This window comes from Rhizobium sp. Rhizsp82 (assembly GCF_047325115.1).
Taxonomy (GTDB): Bacteria; Pseudomonadota; Alphaproteobacteria; order Rhizobiales; family Rhizobiaceae; genus Rhizobium.
Genome location: NZ_CP168571.1, coordinates 1,258,408 through 1,277,791, shown reverse-complemented (window position 1 = coordinate 1,277,791; position 19,384 = coordinate 1,258,408). Strand labels below are relative to the sequence as shown.

Here is a 19,384-nt window from a genome sequence, read left to right as displayed (position 1 = left end):
GTTAAGGCACACTATCGTACCGCAGGCGGGGTGTCCAGTTTATGACAGGCTGGGGAAAACTGGCGCGTTCCTGCTGATTTTCAAGGATAATCCGATGTTTCAGGTTCGCCTTACTGAACGAACCTCTCAACCATCGGACGCTTCTCCTGCTTCTTCGCGTCGCGGTGAAGCAGAATGACCTGTTCGGCCTCGGACAGCCCGTTCTGGGCGACCTCCGGGAAGCTTGCGCCATCGGGCAGCGCCGGCGGCGTGATGCGCGGCTGCAGCACCGTGACCTTCTGGCGGATGCCACGCAGCTTTTCCTCGCCGAGCGTCGTCCACTCGCCGCCGCAATAGCCGGCGAAGGCCTGGCTCGCGACCACTTCGCGATTGTATTTCTTGGTCAGCGACTGCAGGCGCTGCACTTCATTGACCGCAGAGCCGAAGGCCGAGAAGGTCAGCCGGTCCTTGAGGCCGACATTTCCGAACATGACATTGCCGATATGCAGGCCGATGCCGTAGCGGATGGCGTTCAGGCCCTTTTCCGCGCGCTCGCCGTTCAGTTCGGCGACGCGGGTCTGCGCCTGGTGGACGGCCGAGAGAGCGGCCTGCGTGGCGATCTTCGACGGATCCTTGTGGCGGCCGCACGGATAGACGGCGAGGAAGCCGTCGCCGAGGAAGCTCAGGATTTCGCCGCCATTGCGGTTGAACGGTGCCGCGATCGCGTCGAAAAACTCGTTCAGCGTGTCGATATAGGCCTGGCGGCCTTCCTTCTCGGCAAACATCGTCGACTGGCGCATGTCGCCCATGACGAGGGCGGCGCGGATCGTCTCGCCGTCGCCGCGGCGGATCTGGCCGTTCAGCACGCGCTTGCCGGCATCGCCACCGAGATAGGTCGTCAGCATGTTGTTGGCGAGCTTGCCGAGCACGGCCATCTTGGCCGCGACCGCCAGATGGTTCTGCATGCGCAGCAGCGCCTCGATCATGTCGTCGGAAAAGCCGGAATGTGAGTCCGTCGACCACGAACCCATCATGCCCTGGACCGAACCGTCGCCGAAAGGCTGCACGAAGGCGAGGTAGTCGGTGATCTTCTCCTTGCGCAGGTCGTCGAAGATCGGGAATTCCGCCGGTCCTTCCTGGCTCATCCGGCGGCGGATGTGCTGCAGGTTGTTGTCCAGCAGGTAATAATAGGGACTCTGCAGGAAACGGTCCGGCTTGGCGCCGGCAGAATGCCGGTAGCCCTCGATGGTCACGCCGCTGGCGCGCCGCCAGGTGAAGCTCAGCGCGTCATAGAGCGGATGCAGCATCGAAAAGGTCAGGTGGACGCGGGCGATCGGCAGACCGGCAGCGGCAATGCGCTCGCAGAAACCGCGAACGATATTTTCCAGATCGTCCCCGGCCAGCGAAGAATTCGTCAGCCATTCAGCGACGCGGTCCAGAAGAATCGAGGACACGCTGGATTCGATCGTGCTCATCTTTGGTATTATCCTCATCAAGCACGTCCATTCCCGAAGCGACGAAAAACCTGCCTGCAGCACGGTCGCGCGCAGGGCGGGGGTCAAGATGGACGAGCGGTATTATTGTGTCAACGATCTGCCGAAGACCCGGCAAACCTACCTTTCAGAGCCCGAAAAGAGCGAGGACGGATGTCCTTTCTGGTGGTTCATTATCCTATTCAAATAGGCATATGATCGATCCGAAACAATGCTATCCGGATAATTTTCTGCCTTCGGTTTTGATGTCTGCGCCAAGCGAGTCATTTCGGCCACAGTCAGCGCCAGTAGCCGGGCGATTGAGGCGGCTATCGGGCAAAATCGATCACGATCGCTTCACCGATGCGTCAGCGCCAAGGCGGGTTTAAATCCTTGCCATCTTGCATTATCTCACGAGGACTTTCCTCTTTCGAAGAGACCCGTCTTGGCCAGCTCGCAGACTTCAATCGCCCTTTCCGCAAAGATCAAAGACCGCACCGCCCGCGCCGGCATCATCGGCCTCGGCTATGTCGGCCTGCCGCTTGCCATGGCGATTGCCCGCAGCGGCTTTCCGGTCAGCGGCTTCGACATCGACCCGAAGAAGATCGTCGCCCTCGATGCGCGCAAATCCTATATCGATGCGGTCACCGACGATGCGTTGAGTGCGGAGATTGCCGCCGGCCGCTTTGGCGCGACGACCGAGTTTGCCGGGCTGAAACAGTGCGATATCATCGTCATCTGCGTGCCGACGCCGCTAACCAAACATCGCGATCCCGACCTCTCCTATGTCGAAGCGACCTCACGGGCGATCGCCGAGCATCTGCGCCCCGGCCAGCTCGTCGTGCTGGAATCGACCACCTATCCCGGCACGACCGACGATGTCGTCAAGGTCATCCTGGAGAAGACCGGCCTGAAATCCGGCACCGATTTCTTCATCGGCTTCTCGCCGGAACGCGAGGATCCGGGCAACCAGCATTACAACACGGCGACCATCCCGAAGGTCGTCGCCGGCGACGGTCCCGATGCGCTGGAACTGATGACGGATTTCTACGGCGCGGCAGTCAAGACGGTGGTGCCTGTGTCGTCGAACGCCACGGCTGAGGCCGTGAAGCTCACCGAGAACATCTTCCGTTCGGTCAATATCGCCCTCGTCAACGAGTTGAAGACGGTCTACGCCGCGATGGGTATCGACGTCTGGGAAGTGATCGATGCGGCGAAGACCAAGCCCTTCGGCTACATGCCCTTCTATCCCGGGCCCGGTCTCGGGGGACATTGCATTCCGATCGATCCCTTTTATCTCACCTGGAAATCCCGCGAATACGAATTGCCGACACGCTTCATCGAGCTTGCCGGTGAGATCAATTCGGCGATGCCGCGCTATGTCGTCGGCAAGCTTGCCGAAGCGCTCGATATCCGCGCCGGCAAGGCGCTGAGCCGCAGCAAGGTGCTGGTGCTCGGCCTCGCCTACAAGAAGAACGTCGCCGATATCCGCGAGAGCCCGTCGCTGCGGCTGATCGAGATCATCGAGGAGCGCGGCGGCAAGGCCGATTACAGCGATCCCTTCGTTTCAGAAATCCCGCCGACCCGTGAATATCAGGCGCTCAAGGGCCGCAAGTCGGTCGAAATCAGCGCCGCTACGCTGGCAAATTACGATGCCGTCCTGATCGCCACCGATCACGATGCGGTCGATTACGCAGCGCTTTCAAAGCACGCACCGCTGATCGTCGATACGCGCAACGTCTTCACGCGTCTCGGCCTCACCGGCGATCACATCATCAAGGCGTGACGCTGACCGCGCCGAGCTTCTTGCCGGTGAGCTTGCTGGCGGCGACGGCATAGCCGCCGCTGGCGCCATCGATGAAATGCATGTGGTCGCGTGACAGCGGCGTCGGCACGAAGCAGGTCATCAGCGCTGATTCCTGCCGGTGCAGGCCGTAGCGGGCGATGCCGTTCCGCTGCGCTTCCTCGAGCAGCGCCTCGATCCGCTCGAGCCGCGCGCGGTCGACATCGATCGTCATCTTCAATCCGTCGTCGAACTTGCGGAAATCGGAATTACCCGCGACATCCCGCTTGTAGCGCCGGGCGTCGAAGGGGCCGAAGGGAATGCCGAGCCTGTAGAACAGCGTTGTCAGGGCAAGCTGCATGATGATCATGAGCTTCTGGCGCAGCCTGTGGCCGGGCGCGGTCGCCTTCGCCTCGCGGTCGATGCCTTTCATCGAGAAGGAAAGCTTCGGTCCGTCGAATGGCACCGGATGGCCGCCGCGGCCCTGTTCGGAGGAGATCGCCACGATCTTGGTGACCAGCGACTGGAATTCCGGGCCGGAGCCTGCTGCGCCGGGAACGGCGATGATCGAGACGATCTCGCCGTTTTCTGCGGCAATCGGGTTCCAGCGGCAGGAGAGGCCTTCAAGATCCGGGCGCGTTCCCGGCGGCGCAGGGTCGATGGCATACTTGCCGTCCTTCATCTGCCGCTCAGCCCAGCTGTTGCCGCCGCCGGCAAACATCGCATAGGTCACGTAGGGGCTCGCCGAGTAGCGCGCCACGCGGACATCGAGACCCTCCTTGCGGATATCGGCTACCGGAACGATGGCGGCGCGCAGCGTCAGATCGAGATCTTCCTTCACCCAGGCCTGGACGGCGGCAAGCGCTTGCCGCGCGGCGTCCTCCTGCGAGGCGGGAAGCGCAATCAGTGCGCCGTCGCCACCGAAGACGAAGGGATAGTCGCCCTTTCCGACGGCGTTCAGAACGGCCGAGATGACCGAGGCGCCGGCCATGTTGACGTCCTTGTAGCGGCCGTCTTCGATCGCCTGCGTCGATCCCACGATATCGGCAAGGGCGAGAATCCAGCCCTCGGGGAGGGGGCGGTAGTTGCCTGTATTGGCCACGCCTTCGAATTCCGCGAAGACGGGAACCGAGGCAAAGAACTGATCATTCGAAACGGCGCTCATGACCCCGACCTTATCACAGACAGTTGTTGCGGCGGCAACGCCATTTCCTCAGTTACGGCAATCGACTTCTGACAGTTTCGTGTGATAGCACCGGAAGATAAAAATGAATGACGGACAAGGACATAGATGAGCCGCCTCGACAGCTTCATCCGCCGCCTGACGGCTCAGCGCGATATCCTCAATTCCATCGTCGACCTGGTTGGCCCGCTTGAAGGACCGGTGATCGAATTCGGTCTCGGCAACGGCCGCACCTACGATCATCTGCGCGAAATCTTCGCAGGACGCCGCATCATCGCCTTCGACCGCGAGGTCCGTTCCTATTCGTCGTCGACACCGCCTGCCGAAGATATGGTCACCGGCGACATCAAGGAGACCGGCCAGGCCTTCATCGGCATCGATGCGGCGCTCGCCCATGCCGATATCGGCACCGGTCACGATGAGATCGATGCGATCACCTTGACATGGCTGCCGCAGCTGATGGTCGGCGTGCTCCGCCAGGGCGGCATCGCCGTCTCCGGCCTGCCGCTCGACCGGCCGGAGCTCGAGCAGCTGCCGCTTCCCGAAGGCATCAAGTCCGGCCGCTATTTCCTCTACCGCCGCAAGTAATCAGTCGTTGCAGATCGCAGGTACAGGGCCGCTCGTGGAAAGCCGCGCATAGCGGCGTTCGAAATCGGCTGCGAGATCGCCGAGCGTCACGGATTTCAGCCGGGCGAGGATCAGCGCCTCGGCCTCGCGCAGCGCATCGCCGACGGCATCGTTGACCGCCTGTTCCACGAGACATTCCGGATGGTCGGAGGCCGGGCCGATCGCAAACAGTTCCGGCTCGCCGATCGCCTGATAGACGTCGAGCAGGGCGATCTCCGCCAGCGGCTTGACCAGCGTCCATCCGCCGTGATGGCCTTTTTCCGAGCGCACGTAACCCTGATCTCTCAGCCCCGCCATCGTGCGGCGCACGACCACGGGATTGGTGTTCAGCATCCTGGCGATCATCTCCGATGTCGCGGATTTCTGATGCCGCTCCATGTGGATCAGCACATGCAGCATGCGGGAGAGGCGGCTGTCGCTTCTCATCGTGGTCCTCATTTTCCTGTCGCCGATCTATCCCATGTCTATCGTAACAACACAAGTGACATGAGGCTTGACGATATCATTTCATGTAACTTATCTAGGTGCGTGATCATCGATATGGAGTAAGGTCATGCACTACGAAGCGATCGTCATCGGCGGCAATTTTGCCGGTCTCTCGGCTGCCATGCAGCTCGCCCGCGCCCGCCGCAAGATTCTGCTGATCGACGCGCAGAAGCCGCGAAACCGGTTCTCGGAAGCTTCCCACGGTTTCCTGGGGCAGGACGGCATAGCGCCGGCCGCGATCATGGCGGAGGGAAAGCGTCAGCTCGCTGCCTATCCGACGGTTGCCTTTGCCGATGGCGAAGCGATCTCGGCATCAAAGACCGGCGACAGGTTCTCGGTTGCTCTCAAAGATGGACGCGAATTCACCGCGAGCCGCCTGATCCTCGCGACCGGCGTGAAGGACACGCTGCCCGAGATCCCCGGCCTATCCGAACGATGGGGCCGCACCGCGCTGCATTGCCCGTACTGCCACGGCTACGAAGTGCGCGACCGCGCGCTCGGCATTCTCGGCAGTCATCCGTTCTCGGTGCATGCAGCCCTGCTTCTGCCCGATTGGGGACCGGCAACCTATTTCTCGCAAGGGCTCTTCGAGCCCGACGCCGACCAGCGCGCGCAGCTGGCCGCCCGCGGCGTCACCATCGAAAATACGCCGATCGTGGAATTTCTCGGCACAGCGCCGGAGCTAGAGGCCGTGCGTCTTCAGGATGGGCGCGTGCTGCGGCTCTCGGCAATCTTCGTCGCGCCGAAGGTCTCGATGGCAAGCCCGCTCGCCGAGCAATTGGGCTGCGCTTTCGACGACGCCCCGCTCGGCCCGGTCATCCGCCTCGATGACCGCAAGGAGACAACGGTGAAGGGCGTCTATGCCGCCGGTGACGCCACGAACCCGATGCATAACGCGACGCTCGCGTCGGCCTCGGGTGTTCTTGCTGGGGTGCATTGCCACCAGTCGCTGGCGCTGCCGGTCCTGCACTAAGGCAGGAAGAGCACGTCGTACTGATCGATGGAGCCCGGCAGATCGCGGACCTTCATCTGCTGCTCGCCTTCCTCGAAAAAGACGAGACAATCCTCGTAATGGGAGGCGAGCGTCATGATGAAGTCGCGGGTCTGTTCCGGGCCGTAGAAGAGCGGCGTGAACTCCATGTAGAGAGGCACGCGGCGGCCCATCAGCTCGGTCATCGACCGGCACGCGACCGGCTCGTAACCCTCGATGTCCATCCAGACGAGACCGACGGCGCTCTGTTCGAGCCCGAGATCGCCGAGAATGGCGGCAACGGGCCTGACGGGTACGCTGATCCTGATGTCCGTCGGGCTTTGCCGGATGGCGCTGCTCTTGCCGTGATTGGCGGCATTCATGAAGAAGTCGATCTCACCGGATGCCTCGCCTGCGGCGCAATTGACCGGAGTGACCGCCGTCTCCAGCCCGTTCTGCTCGATATTGGTCTTCAGCAGCGGGAAATTGCGCGGATCGGGTTCGACGCTGACGATGCGCGAATAGGCGCCGCTCAGCGCGAAATAGACGGTCTGTGTGCCGATATTGCCGCCGAGCTCAAGGAGCACGCTGTCTTTGCGCAGCAGCCCGCGTTCGCGCAGCACGGCAAGCAGCCGGTCGACATTCTCACGCTCGAAATGGCCCTTCCGGAACACCTTGCGGCCGATATAGTCCGATGGCGAGAAGGTCATCCGGTGGTCACCGGCATCGACGGTCATCGCCAGAACGCGCGGCCCGATATTCTCGATCAGCAGCCGCCGTCCGAAGCGGGTATCGAAAAAGCGCGTCGCGGCCGCATTGCGCAGCTTCCGGATCCGCTTCATCCAGTATTTCTTCGTCAGCAGCGGATTTGCGGCCATCAGGCTTTTCCTTGAAGCGGCTGCGCCGCCTTGTCCTTGGAGATCACGTAGACCTTAAGCGGCAGCGCCCGGCCGCGAACGCTGATCTCATGGCTCTCGATACCTTCCATATCGGCACCGGCGAGTTCCGCAACCGGCTCCGAAATGACGATCGCCGCGTCGAATTCCTTGGCCGCATGTTCAAGGCGGCTTGCAACATTCACGGTGTCGCCGACGGCCGTCAGGCTGCGCACGCGCCCGTATCCCATCGTACCGACGACGGCGGGGCCAGTGTGGATGCCGATGGCGATATGCAGCGGCACGGAGAGTTCGTCCGCCAGTTCCTCGCCGAGCTTCTCGATCTCTTCGGCGATCGTCGCGGCCGCGCGCAAGGCCTGGCGGCAGCCTTCTTCCGGCGAGGTGTTGATGCCGAAAAGCGCCATTGCGCCGTCACCGATGAACTTGTCGACGCGCCCCCCTGCCTGTTCGACCGCCTTGCCGACCAGCGCGAAATAGCGGTTCAGCAGGAAGACGATGTCGAAGGGCAGGCGCGGCTCGGTCAGCGTCGTGAAGTTGCGCATATCGCAGAAGAGTACGGCGATGTCGCGCTCCCGCCCAGGGCTCGTCTCTTGCGTATTGGCGGGCAGGGCGGCTTCCGTCGCCGGGATCAGGAGCGGCACGACGGTCAGGTCGTGGTTGGGGCGCAGCTGGCAGGCGAGGCGTACGTCGGGTGCGGCATTGATCCGCTTCAGCGTCGTCTGTTCCATCTTGTCGGGCGGCGGCAGGCTTTCGTAATCGCTGAGGATCTGCACGCGGCAGGTGGAACATTGCCCCTTGCCGCCGCAGACCGAATAATGCGGCACGCCGCCAAGGCGGCTTGCTTCCAGCACGGTGAAGCCGCGCGGCACCTTGATCGTTTCGCCGGCCGGATAGTGGACCGCGATCTGGTCGGTGGCTTCCTTCCACCGGCGGCGGCTGCGGGCAAGCACGACGGTCAGGAGAGCCAGCGAAAATCCGCCGTAGAGCCCGGCCCGGATCATGGCGATCTGGCGCTGCGCATCGGGGTCGGAATAGTAACGGCTGTTGAGATTTTCCTGGTAGCGGCCGGTATCGACGAGGCCTTCATAGTCGGGCTCGGCGATCGTCCGGCCCATCTCGACGAAGCCGAGCAATGCCAGCACCGGCAACAGGATCGCCAGTGCCAGCAGCAGCGGCGAGAAGGCCTGATACCAGGGGCGGTAGCGCAGCCAGTAATGCAGGCCGATACAGCCATGCGTCCAGACGATGACGACTGCGAGAGCCTGACGGACGCCGTTACCCGGCGAGGTGATCCACAGCAGCCGGACGATCGTCTCGTAATTATCGACGTAATTATAGAGCTCGTGGACGACGCGCGTGCCGATCACGTGATCCATGATGATCAGCGGGATGGCGAGACCAAGCGCGATCTGCGCCAGCTCACCCTTCGGCATTACAAGGCTGCGCCGGATATAGAGCGAGCGCAGCGCCAGAGCCATGTGGATGAAGATCGCGGTATAGAGCACCACCGTGCCGACGGGATTGCGCCAGGGAATCATGAACAGGCGGCGGGCATCGTCAGCGGCGTTGACCGAAATCAGCCCGACCGCGTGATTGGAGAGGTGCAGCGTCACGAAAACAAACATCACGAGACCGGCGCCGAGGCGCGCGCGCCGGATGTTCCGTTCCGTAAAAAAGCCTGTGTCTGCGACCGCCATTCATTCCCGTTCTTGAAGATCGAATCTCTTATGAAATAGAGATGTTCGAAGAGAAGCGGAATGCCGCCTTCTTCAACTGCGATCACATTCTATATGTTCACCGGTAACTCTTAAGGAAGCAGACCATAGCGCAGAATTTCGCCGCCGGCCGGACCGGGAATTGGAAACGGTGCGTCTCCGGAGGCATCCACTGATGCGCATTGCATTCTACGCTCCGCTGAAGTCCCCGGATCATCCCGTACCATCGGGTGATCGGCTGATGGCGCGGCTCCTGATTCAGGCGCTCGAGCTTGCCGGTCACGAGGTCGAGCTCGTCTCGTCGTTCAGAAATTTCGCGGCTACGCCGGAGGCGGCAGCCGTGCTCGAAGAGGGACGGCAGGCCGAACTCTTACGGCTGAGGCAGAAATTCGCGGCGAGCAGCAGGCCCGATCTCTGGTTCTGCTATCACCCCTATTACAAGTCGCCCGATCCGTTCGGCCCGGCACTCGCCGCGGAGTTCGGCTTCGCCTATGTCACGGCCGAAACCTCCTATTCGCCGAAGCGCGATCATGGCCCCTGGCAGCCATATCAGGCGCTCGTCGCCGAGAGCATCCGGACGGCCGCGGTCAATATCGCAATGACGGAGCGTGACCGGCTGGGTATCGTGAGCGCAATCCCCGATGCACGCATGGCTTCACTTGCGCCGTTCATCGATCCGAAATTTTTTGCGGGCCCGCCTGCCGGAGCCGATCCGAAGCGGCTGATCGCGGTCGCGATGATGCGTCCCGGCGACAAGATGCAGAGCTATGAGCGGCTTGCCGCCGCACTCGGCGAGATCGAGTCCGCGGACTGGACGCTGTCGATCGTCGGCGACGGACCCGAGAGGGCGGCTGTCGAAGCCCTGTTTGCCCGCTTCGAGCCCGGACGGATCGAATGGCATGGCGAGCGTAGCGCCGAAGAGGTGGCGGCGTTGCTCGGCCAATCCGGCATCTATGTCTGGCCGGGATGCGGTGAGGCCTATGGTCTTGCCTATCTCGAGGCACAGGCCGCAGGCCTCCCCGCCGTCGCGGAAAACACGGCCGGTGTTCCGGCAGTGATCGAAAACGGCCGCAGCGGCGTATTGACAGCAGAGGGCGATATCGCCGCTTATGGTCAGGCTATCCGCGATCTCCTGGAGCAGCCGGAGAGACGGCGGACGATGGGAGAGGCGGCGCGCCGCTTCGTGCTGGAAGAGCGCTCGATCGCGACAGCGGCCAAGGCGCTCGACGGCATATTGAAACAACATGCAGGAGTGAAGTGATGAGCGGCAACGAAGCCTGGGAACCTCTTCACAACGAGCTGGCGCGCTGGCAGGAGGCCGGCCGTACCGCCGTTTTTTGGTGGCGCGATGACGACGCCTTCGAGCCGACGGTCGCCCTCGATACGCTGCTCGATCTCGCTAATCGCTACGAGGTACCGGTGACGCTCGCCGTCGTTCCGGCGAAGGCCGGTCAGCCGCTCGCGCGCCGTCTCGCGGGTGAGCGTCACGCCGCCGTCGCCGTCCATGGCTGGGCACATCACAATCATGCCAGCGAGAGCGAAAAGAAGCAGGAACTTGGGCACCACCGGCTGGCCGAGGCCGTGCTCGGCGAGCTCTACCACGGCTTCCTGCATCTCAAGCAGCTGCACGAGGCGTCCTTCGTGCCGATGCTGGTGCCGCCGTGGAACCGCATCGACCCGCTGCTGATCCCCAAGCTCTCGGCGCTCGGCTTCGAAAATCTCTCGACCTATGGCCCTGCCGCCGACGAAGAGCCGATCGGTATTCTCAATACCCATGTCGACATCATCGACTGGCACGGCACCCGTGGCGGCCGGCCGGATGAGGAGCTGATCGCGGAATTGGTGGCGGAGCTGCAGAGCCGCTTCGAGGGCAGCGACGAGCCGATCGGGCTGCTGACCCATCACCTCGACCATGATGTTCAGGCCTGGGGCTTCTGCGAACGCCTGTTCAAGGCAACGGCAGGCAATAAGGCCGTCGCCTGGAAGCCGGCGGCGGCGCTTATGAAAGCTTAGATTTCGACGACCTGATTGTCGCGGGCGGCAAAGGAGCCGGGGAATACGGCCTGCGCGTCGAGCTCCATCTGGGCGAGCTGCGTATCGGTGCGCGAGGGCGCATGGTGGAAGAGCGCAAAACGCTTGGTGCCTGCCATCTTCGCCAGCTCGGTGCCGTGCTGCCAGGTGGAATGGCCGAAGCCCTTGAAGCGCTGCATCTCGTCTTCGTTATAGGTGCAGTCATAGACCGCCAGATCGGCGCCCTTCATCATCTCCAGCGATACGGGATCGTAGGAGCCGGGGATGTGTTCGACGTCGAAGACCAGTGCCAGCGACCGCCCGCCATATTCGATACGGTAGCCGATCGCGCCGCCCGGATGGTTCAGCATGTAGGTCTTGATCCTGACGCCTTCGCGCGGCTTCAGGATTTCGCCGGCATGGAAGTCGCGGAAATTCATCGTCGCCTGGCAGATATCCGTCTTCACGGGGAACCACGGCGGGCTGATGAACTGATTGACCATCTCCTTGGTGCTCATCTTTCCGTCCAGATGACCCGACCAGATATTCAGGTGGATCGACGGATAATAGATGGCCTTGAAGAAGGGCAGGCCGATGATGTGGTCGTAATGGCAGTGGCTGAAAAACAGATCGACGTCGCTGACGCTCTCATTGAGCATCGCGAGACCGGCTTCGCGCAGGCCGGAGCCCGCGTCGAAAATCATACGGTGGGCGCCGCAGCGGACTTCGATACAGGAGGTGTTGCCCCCGTAGTGATCGAATTCGGGTCCCGAAACCGGGATGCTGCCCCGTACGCCCCAAAACTTTACCTGAAACAGTTCTTTGCTCATTCTTTCGTCAAGCGGACCGTGCCGAGGCTGCAATCGTAACCACAATCTGATCGGGTTGCGAAGTGCGCAGTTCTACGGACAAGCCGTTTCCTTACCAATCCGCCTACCGCTACAGGCAGAACAAGTAGATTTTCCTAAGCAAGCGGTTTTCGCCTTGGATTGCAACTGCATATGGTTTGTTTTCCGTAAACGGAAGCGGCTGGGCCATCAAACGGCGGAGAATGCATCCGTTTCTCTCGACATTAGATGGGTTCTAATGTCGCAAATTGCAAACTCGGTTGTCAGCCGGGATGTAAAGGCAATGTCACAAAACTGAAATCCAATTGTCGCAAAGCTGTCATGTGGCCTGCCTAAATGTCGCCTTACTTTTTGCAGCGACATCGGTCCATCCCATGAGTGCCCCCGAAAATTCACCGATTTCCGCCGTTTCCGCGGCCGGGCTCGAATTGAGCTATGGGGATACCCGCATCCTCAAGGGCATCGACTTCATTCTCGAGCGCGGGGAGACGCTGGCGCTTCTCGGCCCTTCGGGCTGCGGCAAGACCACGCTGCTGCGGCTTGTTGCCGGTCTGCTGGTGCCGACCAAGGGCTCTGTCGCCATTGCTGGGCAGACGGTTGCGGCTCAGAATGTGTTCGTTCCGCCGGAGCGCCGCGGCCTCGGCATGGTCTTCCAGGACTATGCGCTCTGGCCGCATCTGACGGTCGGCGGCAACGTTTCCTTCCCGCTTGAAATGCGCGGCGTCGGCAAGGCCGAGCGCCAGGAACGGACGATGCGGGCGCTCGACAAGGTCGGGCTTGCGGCCTATGCCGACCGGCGCCCTAGCGATCTCTCCGGCGGCCAGCAGCAGCGCGTCGCAATCGCCCGCGCCATCGTTGCCGAGCCGCAGCTGATCCTCTTCGACGAGCCGCTTTCGAACCTCGATCGCGAGCTGCGCGAAAACATGGTCGGCGAGCTCGCTGATCTGATTGCGACATTGGGCCTGACGGCGATCTACGTGACCCACGATCACAGCGAAGCACTGACGCTTGCCGATCACGTTGCGGTGATGCGCGGCGGCCTGATCGAGCAGCTTGCATCGCCCGACATGCTGATCGAGCGCCCGGCCACGCCCGAGGTTGCCGACTTTTTGCGGCTTGGCTGTCTCGCCGGGATCGAGCGCCGCGGCGCGATCTGGTTCTTCAAGGGCAGCGACGTGGCGCTGATGCCGGCGGAAGACGGCGCGGCGCGGTCTGCCCGCATCCTGATCCCGACCGCCAGTATTTCGGCGGGCGAGGATACGCCGGAGCGGCTGAGCGCCGAAGTGCTGCGCTCGCAGTTCCGCGGCGACGGTCATCTGGCGACGGTTGCGCTTGCCGGTCTGCCCTCCGTCGAGCTGCAGGTGCTGAGCCGCCTGAAGCTGCGCCCCGGCGAGCGCATCGGCCTTGCCGTCGATGCAGCACAGATCCGCTGGTTTCAAGAGACTGCCGATAATTCAAAACAGGAGAGACTAGAAAATGTTTAAGTCTTTGAAGAGCATCACTTTTGGCGTTGTTGCCGCCGCCCTGATGGCCGGCGTCGCCCACGCTGACGTTACCGTTTACACCGCTGGCCCGCAGAGCCTGATCGACAAGCTGTCGGCTGGCTTCACCAAGCAGACCGGCGTCAAGGTCAATGTTTTCCAGGCAACGACCGGCAAGGTCATGGCCCGTATCGAGGCCGAAGCCGCCAATCCGGTTGTCGACGTCGTCATCTCGGCTTCCTGGGACACGGCAAACGATTTCGCCAAGCGCGGCTGGCTCGTCAATTATTCCAGCCCGAACGCTGCCAAGGTTCCCGACTTCCTGAAGTCCGAAGGCGCCGTCGCGCAGGGCATCTCGGCTCTCGGCATCGTCTGGAACTCCAAGAGCGGCACGCCGAAGCCTTCCGAATGGGCTGACCTGACGAAGCCGGAATACAAGGACCTCGTCAACATTCCGGATCCGGCCCAGTCCGGCTCCTCCTTCGAGCTGACGGCGGCTCTCGCCGGCCAGGACAGCTGGAAGCTCTTCAAGGATCTGAAGGCCAACGGCGCGATCATCGCCGGTGCCAATGCCGACGCCCTGAACCCGGTTCTCCAGGGTGCGAAGGCCGTCGTCTTCGGCGCTGTCGACTACATCGCTCTCGCTGCCCAGAAGAAAGGCGAGAACATCGAAGTCGTCTTCCCGGCATCCGGCACCGTCATCGCGCCGCGCCCGGCCATGATCATGAACTGGTCCAAGAACCAGGACGACGCCAAGAAGTTCATCGACTACATGCTGTCCGATGAAGGCCAGGCTCTCGTTGCCGGCGAAATGCTGATGCCGTCGCGCACCGACGTTGCCGCCAGCCGTCCGCTGATCAGCGACCTGAAGCTGCTGAAGTACGATTCGGCTGCCGTCTACGGCAAGCGCAAGGAAACGCTGAAGACCTTCGCCGATCTCTACGGCGCTAAGTAAGCAGGGCAGGCAGATGAAAGCGAACGGCATCGGCGGCACGGCTCCGGCCGCCTGGCTGGCAACAGCGGGTCTCATCCTCGTCGTTGCCGTTCCCTTCGTCGCCGTGGTGCTGCAGGGCATCTTCCCCGAACTCGGACAGGGCTCGTTTGCGAGCCCTTTCTCATCGCTCTACGCGACGCTTGCCGACAGCTCGCTGATCCGCATGGGCGGCAATACCATCCTGCTCGGCGCCTGCGTCGTTCTCGCCTCCGCGCTCGTCGCCGTGCCGCTCGGCGTCTTCCGCGCACTCTACCGCATTCCCTTCGCGACTTTCTGGGATGTGGTGCTGCTCGTGCCCTTCATGATCCCGCCCTATATCGCGACGCTCGGCTGGATCATGACCCTGCAGCCGCGCGGCTATCTCGAGCAGCTCGCCGGCTTCAACCTGGCGCCCTACCTCTTCTCGCTGTTCGGCATGACCGTCGTCATGGCCTTCAATACATTTCCGGTCGTCTATTTTGCCGTGTCGCGCACCGTCGAGGCCGTCGGCGCCCGCTATGCCGATGTCGGCCGTGTCTTTGGCGCGAGCCCGGCACGTGCCTTCTGGCGCATAACGCTGCCGCTTTCGGCGCCCGGCCTCACCGCAAGCCTGATGCTGGTTTTCGCCGCCGCGATCGAGGAATATGGCACGCCGGCAGCGCTCGGCCGCCGCGCCGGCTTCCAGGTGCTGGTGACCGGCATCGATCTGCGCGTCACCGACTGGCCGATCGATCTTCCGGGGGCGGCGATCCTGTCGCTGGTGCTAGTCGGCATGTCGCTCGCCACCTTCCTGCTGCAGCGCTGGATCCTGGCGCGCCGCTCCTACCAGACCGTCAGCGGCAAGCCGATGGCCAAGGACAAGCGCCCGCTCGGCGCAATGAAAGTCCCCGTCATGATCGGCTTTGCCGTCGTCGCTTTCCTGGCGACCGGCGTGCCGCTCCTGGCGATCCTGGCGACGGCGCTGGCGCGGACGATCTCCGGCGGTCTGGCGCTCGATAATGTCAGCCTCGACAATTTCATCGCAGTCTTCAGCAATAGCGCAGGCGCGGTGACGGCGCTGATCAACAGCTTCTCGCTCGGCATCGGCACCGCGGTCATCACCGGCCTCGTCGGTGTCACCGCCGCCTATACGGTCGTGAAGACGAAGATGCACGGGCGGATGGCAATCGATATCATGACCATCCTGCCGAATGCGCTTCCGGGCATCGTCGTGGCCGTCGGCCTCATCCTCGCCTGGAACATGCCGGGCCTGCCGTTCACGCCTTACAATACCGCTTTCATCCTGCTGCTCGCCTATTGCTGCATCCTGCTGCCGCAGCCGGTGCGCTATACGACGGCGGCCTTCCAGCAGATCGGCGATAATCTGGAAGCGGCCGCGCGCGTCTGCGGCGCCAGCGGCGTTACGGCTTTCCGCCGCATCCTCCTGCCGCTGGTTTTCCCGAGCCTCGCGTCTTCTATGCTGCTGGTCTTCGCGCTGGCTTCGCGCGAGCTCGTGGCCTCCGTCGTCGTCGCCCCTGTCGGCATGCAGACGATCGCCACCTTCATCTGGCGTCAGTTCGAACAGGGCTCGATCGGTCTCGGCATGGCCATGGCCTTCATCGCCATCTGCATCACGACGCTTTTGCCGCTCATTCTCATGCGGCTGATGCGCCGGGGAAATATCGTCGCCGATTAAAGGCTGGTGGTAATCCCGCCATCGACCATCAGCATATGGCCGTTGACGAAGGACGACGCTTCGGAGGCCAGGAACACGGCCGCGCCGACCAGTTCCTCGACATTGCCCCAGCGCCCAGCCGGCGTGCGGCCTTCCAGCCAGGCCGAAAACTTGGGGTCATCGACCAGCGCCTGGTTCAGCGGCGTCTTGAAATAGCCGGGCGCGATCGCGTTCACCTGCAGCCCGTGTTTCGCCCAATCTGTCGCCATGCCGCGCGTCAAGTTCTTCACGGCGCCCTTGGTCGCCGTATAGGGCGCAATGCTCGGGCGGGCGAGCTCGGCCTGAACGGAGGCGATATTGATGATCTTGCCGCGCCCGCGGCCGATCATCGCCTTGGCGACCGGCTGGCTGACATAGAAGATGCTGGAGACATTGGTCTTGAAGAGCTCGTCCCACTTCTCGACCGGAAACTCCTCGAGTGGCGTGCGGAACTGCATGCCGGCATTGTTGACGAGGATATCGATCGGGCCGATCTCGGCTTCGATATAGGCGATGCCGCTCAACGCAGCCTTCGCATCGGTTACGTCAAAGGCCGCGCTCAGCGCATGATGCCCCTTGCCCCGGATCGTCTCCGCTGCTTCCGAAGCCTTGGCGGCATTGCGCCCATTGATGACGACGGAGGCGCCATGTTCGGCAAGGCCGAGCGCCAGCGCATAGCCGATCCCCTGGCTGGAGCCGGTGATCAGCGCGCGTTTTCCGGTAAGGTCGAATAGCGGGAAGGACAAGCGAAGCACTCCTCTTTGATGGCGCGATCAAAGAGGAGAAGGAGGTTCAATGCAAGCCGCCGACACCGAGCAGCCGTTCGACGGCGTCGTGATCGGCCGAGAGCGCTTCTGGTGTGCCGCTCCAGGCGAGACGGCCGCGTTCGAGGATGATCACCTGGTCGGCGAAGTCGAGGGCGCTCTGGATGCGCTGTTCGACGAGCAGGATCGTCATGTCGCCGGTCTTGGCGAGTTCGGCGAAGGCCGCCATCAGTTCTTCGCAGATGACGGGCGCGAGGCCTTCCAGCGGCTCGTCGAGCAGGAGCACGGAGGGGCGGCCCAGGATGCTGCGGGCGGTCGAGAGCATCTGCTGTTCGCCGCCGGAGAGCTGGTTGCCGAGATTGCGGCGGCGTTCCTTCAGACGCGGAAACATCTGGTAGGCTTCCTCGATCGCCGTCTTCGGGCGGCCTTTCAGGCCGACGAAGAGGTTTTCCTCCACCGTCAGCGTCGGGAAGATGCAGCGGGCCTGCGGTACGTAGCCGAGGCCCTGATGGGCGCGGGCGGCACTCGGCATCGCCGTGACGTCGGCGGAGCCGAGCCGGATCTGGCCGTCATAGCGCTTCGTCTGTCCGGCGAGCGTCGCGAGCAGCGTCGTCTTGCCCATGCCGTTGCGGCCGAGCACGGCGAGGCGGGCGCCGGCCGGAACCGAGAAGGAGACGCCTTCGAGAACGCGCGTCGGCCCGTAACCGGCCGACAGGTTTTCCACCTCAAGCGGCGTGGCTGGCATTGGCATAGCTCCCGAGATAGGCCTCGCGGACGCGGGCATCCTTGGTGACGTCGGCGGGCGAGCCGTCGAAGATGATGGCGCCGGCGGCGAGCACGATGACGCGCTTGGCGAAGCGGAAGACGAGGTCCATGTCATGCTCGATCATCAGCACGGCGAGATCGGCGGGCAGATCGGCCAGCGCCTGCTCGATGCGGCCGGTATCGCTCTGCGGCACGCCGGCGGCGGGCTCGTCGAGCAGCAGCACCTTCGGCTTCAGCGCCATGGCGACGGCGATCTCGAGGAGGCGCTGCTGGCCATAGGCGATCTCGCTGACCTTGCGGTGCATGAGAGCACTGAGGCCGAGCGTATCGAGGAGGCCGGTGGCTTCAGTCATGACGTCGGGCATCGACAGGAAATTGCCGAACATGCGCCCCGAGCGGCCGTTGCGCTGCAGGACGGCGAGTGCGACATGCTCCGCCGGCGTCATGTCCTGGAACAGGCGTGTGACCTGGAAGGAGCGGACCAGCCCGCGCTTCACGCGGCCCGCGGCATCGACCTTCGTCACCGTCTCGCCGCCGAGGCGGACTTCGCCGGAATCGGGTGCCAGATTGCCGGTGACGAGATTGACGAAGGTGGTCTTGCCCGCGCCGTTCGGGCCGATCAGCGCGACGCGGTCGCCCGGCGCCATCGAGATCGACACATTGCTGGTAACGGCGAGGCCGCCGAAGGACTTCTTGAGATTGACGACTTCGAATACGGCGCTCATTCGCCTGCCTCCTTGCGGCGCGCGAAGAAGGCTGCGGCCGTGCCATAGAGACCCTTCGGTGCGAAGAGCACGACGGCGATCAACAGCGCGCCGACCATCGTCAGCCAGTGGAACGGATTGGCGGCCGAGACATAGTCTTCGAACAGCATGAAGATGACGGTGCCAGAGAGCGCGCCGAACAGCGAGCCGGTGCCGCCGAGAACCAGCATCACGAGGCTCTCGGCCGAGAGCGTGAAGGAGAGGCTGTCGAGGCCGACGACCTGCGTCGAGATCGCCGTCAGCGCGCCGCCGATGCCGGCGACGGCACCCGAGATCACGTAGAGCTTCATCAGCGCCGCCTTGGGCGATGCGCCCATCGCCTTGATGCGCAGCGGATCTTCCTTGATGCCGCGGCAGAGCATGCCGAAGGGCGAGCGCACCAGCAGGCGCAGCAGCACGAAGACGGCGAGCAGCAGAATGACGCCGAAGAAATAGGCGGTGTGGCCGTAGAGGTCGAATTCGAAATAGCCGAAGATCGGGTCGGCCGAGATGCCGGAGAGGCCGTCGCTGCCGCCGGTCCAGGACGATGCCTTGTTGGCGAATTCGTGGAACAGGTTGATCAGCGCGATCGACAGCACCAGCTGCGGCAGCCCGTGGGCGCGCAGGATGATCGCGCCGCAGATAAGCCCGGCCACCGCGCCGCCGACGATGCCGGCAAGCGTCATCAGCAGCGGATCGGTGATGCCGTAATGCGCCGAGACGATGCCGGCCGCATAGGCGCCGGAGCCGAACAGCGCCGCATGGCCGAGCGTCGCGATGCCGCCATAGCCGGTGACGAGATCGAGCGAGAGCACGAGGAGCGCGATGGCGATGATGCGGGTCAGCAGCGCCAGATTATCGGGGAAGAGCACGTAGCCGATCGCCGCGAGGATGATGATCGCGCCGATGCCTGCGAGGTCGCGCCCGGCGGAACGGTGACGGCGCGCGGAGGCGGCAGCTGTCGTTGTCGTGTCGGTGTTCATGGCGAGCGTCATC

The 19,384-nt window shown here is 63.2% G+C and carries 18 protein-coding genes; 8 read left to right on the top strand and 10 right to left on the bottom strand.

Features of this window, described 5'->3' with window-relative positions; all coding sequences use genetic code 11:
* Positions 1 to 110: 110 nt before the first annotated feature.
* Positions 111 to 1,454: an adenylate/guanylate cyclase domain-containing protein gene (locus tag ACEN84_RS30110; RefSeq protein WP_112712327.1), complete on the bottom strand. Its 1,344-nt coding sequence runs from the start codon at positions 1,452 to 1,454 to the stop codon at positions 111 to 113.
* A 442-nt stretch (positions 1,455 to 1,896) separates the two neighbouring features.
* Between ACEN84_RS30110 and ACEN84_RS30105 the strand changes: the two genes are divergently transcribed.
* Entirely contained in the window at positions 1,897 to 3,237 is a 1,341-nt protein-coding gene (locus tag ACEN84_RS30105) for a nucleotide sugar dehydrogenase (RefSeq protein WP_413711616.1), read from the top strand.
* Here ACEN84_RS30105 and ACEN84_RS30100 read toward each other — a convergent pair.
* Positions 3,227 to 4,399 carry a DUF3095 domain-containing protein gene (locus tag ACEN84_RS30100; protein ID WP_413711615.1) on the bottom strand — a complete coding sequence of 391 codons (1,173 nt, stop codon included), beginning with the start codon at positions 4,397 to 4,399 and terminating at the stop codon, positions 3,227 to 3,229. The two genes, ACEN84_RS30105 and ACEN84_RS30100, sit on opposite strands and share 11 nt — an antisense overlap.
* Positions 4,400 to 4,525: 126 nt before the next feature.
* Between ACEN84_RS30100 and ACEN84_RS30095 the strand changes: the two genes are divergently transcribed.
* Positions 4,526 to 5,005: a class I SAM-dependent methyltransferase gene (locus ACEN84_RS30095; protein WP_199625419.1), complete on the top strand. Its 480-nt coding sequence runs from the start codon at positions 4,526 to 4,528 to the stop codon at positions 5,003 to 5,005.
* On the opposite strand, the gene ACEN84_RS30090 is transcribed toward ACEN84_RS30095, so the two are convergent.
* Complete coding sequence (locus tag ACEN84_RS30090) at positions 5,006 to 5,470, bottom strand: Rrf2 family transcriptional regulator (protein ID WP_199625418.1); 465 nt, start codon at positions 5,468 to 5,470, stop codon at positions 5,006 to 5,008.
* Positions 5,471 to 5,597: 127 nt separating this feature from the next.
* Here ACEN84_RS30090 and ACEN84_RS30085 point away from each other — a divergent pair, with 127 nt between their 5' ends.
* Entirely contained in the window at positions 5,598 to 6,503 is a 906-nt protein-coding gene (locus tag ACEN84_RS30085; protein ID WP_413711614.1) for an NAD(P)/FAD-dependent oxidoreductase, read from the top strand.
* On the opposite strand, the gene ACEN84_RS30080 is transcribed toward ACEN84_RS30085, so the two are convergent.
* Positions 6,500 to 7,378, bottom strand: a complete 879-nt coding sequence (locus tag ACEN84_RS30080) for an FkbM family methyltransferase (RefSeq protein ID WP_413711613.1) — start codon at positions 7,376 to 7,378, stop codon at positions 6,500 to 6,502. The two genes, ACEN84_RS30085 and ACEN84_RS30080, sit on opposite strands and share 4 nt — an antisense overlap.
* The gene (locus ACEN84_RS30075; protein WP_413711612.1) at positions 7,378 to 9,093 is read right to left on the bottom strand and encodes an adenylate/guanylate cyclase domain-containing protein; all 1,716 of its coding nucleotides are present in this window, start codon (positions 9,091 to 9,093) and stop codon (positions 7,378 to 7,380) included. The genes ACEN84_RS30080 and ACEN84_RS30075 overlap by 1 nt, the downstream gene beginning before the upstream one ends.
* 688 nt (positions 9,094 to 9,781) lie before the next feature.
* Between ACEN84_RS30075 and ACEN84_RS30070 the strand changes: the two genes are divergently transcribed.
* Positions 9,782 to 10,372, top strand: coding sequence for a glycosyltransferase family 4 protein (locus ACEN84_RS30070; protein ID WP_413712520.1), 591 nt, complete (start codon positions 9,782 to 9,784; stop codon positions 10,370 to 10,372).
* A complete protein-coding gene (locus ACEN84_RS30065; RefSeq protein WP_413711611.1) occupies positions 10,372 to 11,124 on the top strand; it encodes a polysaccharide deacetylase family protein in 753 nt (250 codons plus the stop codon). The genes ACEN84_RS30070 and ACEN84_RS30065 overlap by 1 nt, the downstream gene beginning before the upstream one ends.
* Here the strand turns inward: ACEN84_RS30065 and ACEN84_RS30060 are convergent.
* Entirely contained in the window at positions 11,121 to 11,951 is an 831-nt protein-coding gene (locus ACEN84_RS30060) for an MBL fold metallo-hydrolase (RefSeq protein WP_112712309.1), read from the bottom strand. The two genes, ACEN84_RS30065 and ACEN84_RS30060, sit on opposite strands and share 4 nt — an antisense overlap.
* A 392-nt stretch (positions 11,952 to 12,343) precedes the next feature.
* Between ACEN84_RS30060 and ACEN84_RS30055 the strand changes: the two genes are divergently transcribed.
* From ACEN84_RS30055 to ACEN84_RS30045, 3 genes are read left to right on the top strand one after another with little or no spacing between them, the layout of a single operon-like run.
* Positions 12,344 to 13,453: an ABC transporter ATP-binding protein gene (locus tag ACEN84_RS30055; protein WP_413711610.1), complete on the top strand. Its 1,110-nt coding sequence runs from the start codon at positions 12,344 to 12,346 to the stop codon at positions 13,451 to 13,453.
* Entirely contained in the window at positions 13,446 to 14,405 is a 960-nt protein-coding gene (locus ACEN84_RS30050; protein WP_112712305.1) for an ABC transporter substrate-binding protein, read from the top strand. Before ACEN84_RS30055 ends, ACEN84_RS30050 begins: the two co-directional genes overlap by 8 nt.
* Before the next feature lie 13 nt (positions 14,406 to 14,418).
* Positions 14,419 to 16,098 carry an ABC transporter permease gene (locus ACEN84_RS30045; protein ID WP_130283544.1) on the top strand — a complete coding sequence of 560 codons (1,680 nt, stop codon included), beginning with the start codon at positions 14,419 to 14,421 and terminating at the stop codon, positions 16,096 to 16,098.
* On the opposite strand, the gene ACEN84_RS30040 is transcribed toward ACEN84_RS30045, so the two are convergent.
* Genes ACEN84_RS30040 through ACEN84_RS30025 form a run of 4 tightly spaced genes read right to left on the bottom strand, consistent with a single transcriptional unit; the run spans position 16,095 to position 19,383 of the window.
* Entirely contained in the window at positions 16,095 to 16,862 is a 768-nt protein-coding gene (locus tag ACEN84_RS30040) for an SDR family oxidoreductase (protein WP_413711609.1), read from the bottom strand. The two genes, ACEN84_RS30045 and ACEN84_RS30040, sit on opposite strands and share 4 nt — an antisense overlap.
* Positions 16,863 to 16,908: 46 nt before the next feature.
* A complete protein-coding gene (locus ACEN84_RS30035; protein ID WP_413711608.1) occupies positions 16,909 to 17,625 on the bottom strand; it encodes an ABC transporter ATP-binding protein in 717 nt (238 codons plus the stop codon).
* A complete protein-coding gene (locus ACEN84_RS30030; RefSeq protein ID WP_112712297.1) occupies positions 17,606 to 18,370 on the bottom strand; it encodes an ABC transporter ATP-binding protein in 765 nt (254 codons plus the stop codon). Before ACEN84_RS30030 ends, ACEN84_RS30035 begins: the two co-directional genes overlap by 20 nt.
* Positions 18,367 to 19,383: a branched-chain amino acid ABC transporter permease gene (locus ACEN84_RS30025; protein ID WP_413711607.1), complete on the bottom strand. Its 1,017-nt coding sequence runs from the start codon at positions 19,381 to 19,383 to the stop codon at positions 18,367 to 18,369. Before ACEN84_RS30025 ends, ACEN84_RS30030 begins: the two co-directional genes overlap by 4 nt.
* Position 19,384: the final 1 nt, after the last annotated feature.

Coding starts and splice junctions, on each gene's coding strand:
- ACEN84_RS30030 (WP_112712297.1), bottom strand. CDS start 18,370: ATGAGCGCCGTATTCGAAGTCGTCAATCTCAAGAAGTCCTTCGGCGGC.
- ACEN84_RS30085 (WP_413711614.1), top strand. CDS start 5,598: ATGCACTACGAAGCGATCGTCATCGGCGGCAATTTTGCCGGTCTCTCG.
- ACEN84_RS30055 (WP_413711610.1), top strand. CDS start 12,344: ATGAGTGCCCCCGAAAATTCACCGATTTCCGCCGTTTCCGCGGCCGGG.
- ACEN84_RS30035 (WP_413711608.1), bottom strand. CDS start 17,625: ATGCCAGCCACGCCGCTTGAGGTGGAAAACCTGTCGGCCGGTTACGGG.
- ACEN84_RS30060 (WP_112712309.1), bottom strand. CDS start 11,951: ATGAGCAAAGAACTGTTTCAGGTAAAGTTTTGGGGCGTACGGGGCAGC.
- ACEN84_RS30065 (WP_413711611.1), top strand. CDS start 10,372: ATGAGCGGCAACGAAGCCTGGGAACCTCTTCACAACGAGCTGGCGCGC.
- ACEN84_RS30080 (WP_413711613.1), bottom strand. CDS start 7,378: ATGGCCGCAAATCCGCTGCTGACGAAGAAATACTGGATGAAGCGGATC.
- ACEN84_RS30100 (WP_413711615.1), bottom strand. CDS start 4,399: ATGAGCGCCGTTTCGAATGATCAGTTCTTTGCCTCGGTTCCCGTCTTC.
- ACEN84_RS30110 (WP_112712327.1), bottom strand. CDS start 1,454: ATGAGCACGATCGAATCCAGCGTGTCCTCGATTCTTCTGGACCGCGTC.
- ACEN84_RS30075 (WP_413711612.1), bottom strand. CDS start 9,093: ATGGCGGTCGCAGACACAGGCTTTTTTACGGAACGGAACATCCGGCGC.
- ACEN84_RS30090 (WP_199625418.1), bottom strand. CDS start 5,470: ATGAGAAGCGACAGCCGCCTCTCCCGCATGCTGCATGTGCTGATCCAC.
- ACEN84_RS30025 (WP_413711607.1), bottom strand. CDS start 19,383: ATGACGCTCGCCATGAACACCGACACGACAACGACAGCTGCCGCCTCC.
- ACEN84_RS30045 (WP_130283544.1), top strand. CDS start 14,419: ATGAAAGCGAACGGCATCGGCGGCACGGCTCCGGCCGCCTGGCTGGCA.
- ACEN84_RS30095 (WP_199625419.1), top strand. CDS start 4,526: ATGAGCCGCCTCGACAGCTTCATCCGCCGCCTGACGGCTCAGCGCGAT.
- ACEN84_RS30050 (WP_112712305.1), top strand. CDS start 13,446: ATGTTTAAGTCTTTGAAGAGCATCACTTTTGGCGTTGTTGCCGCCGCC.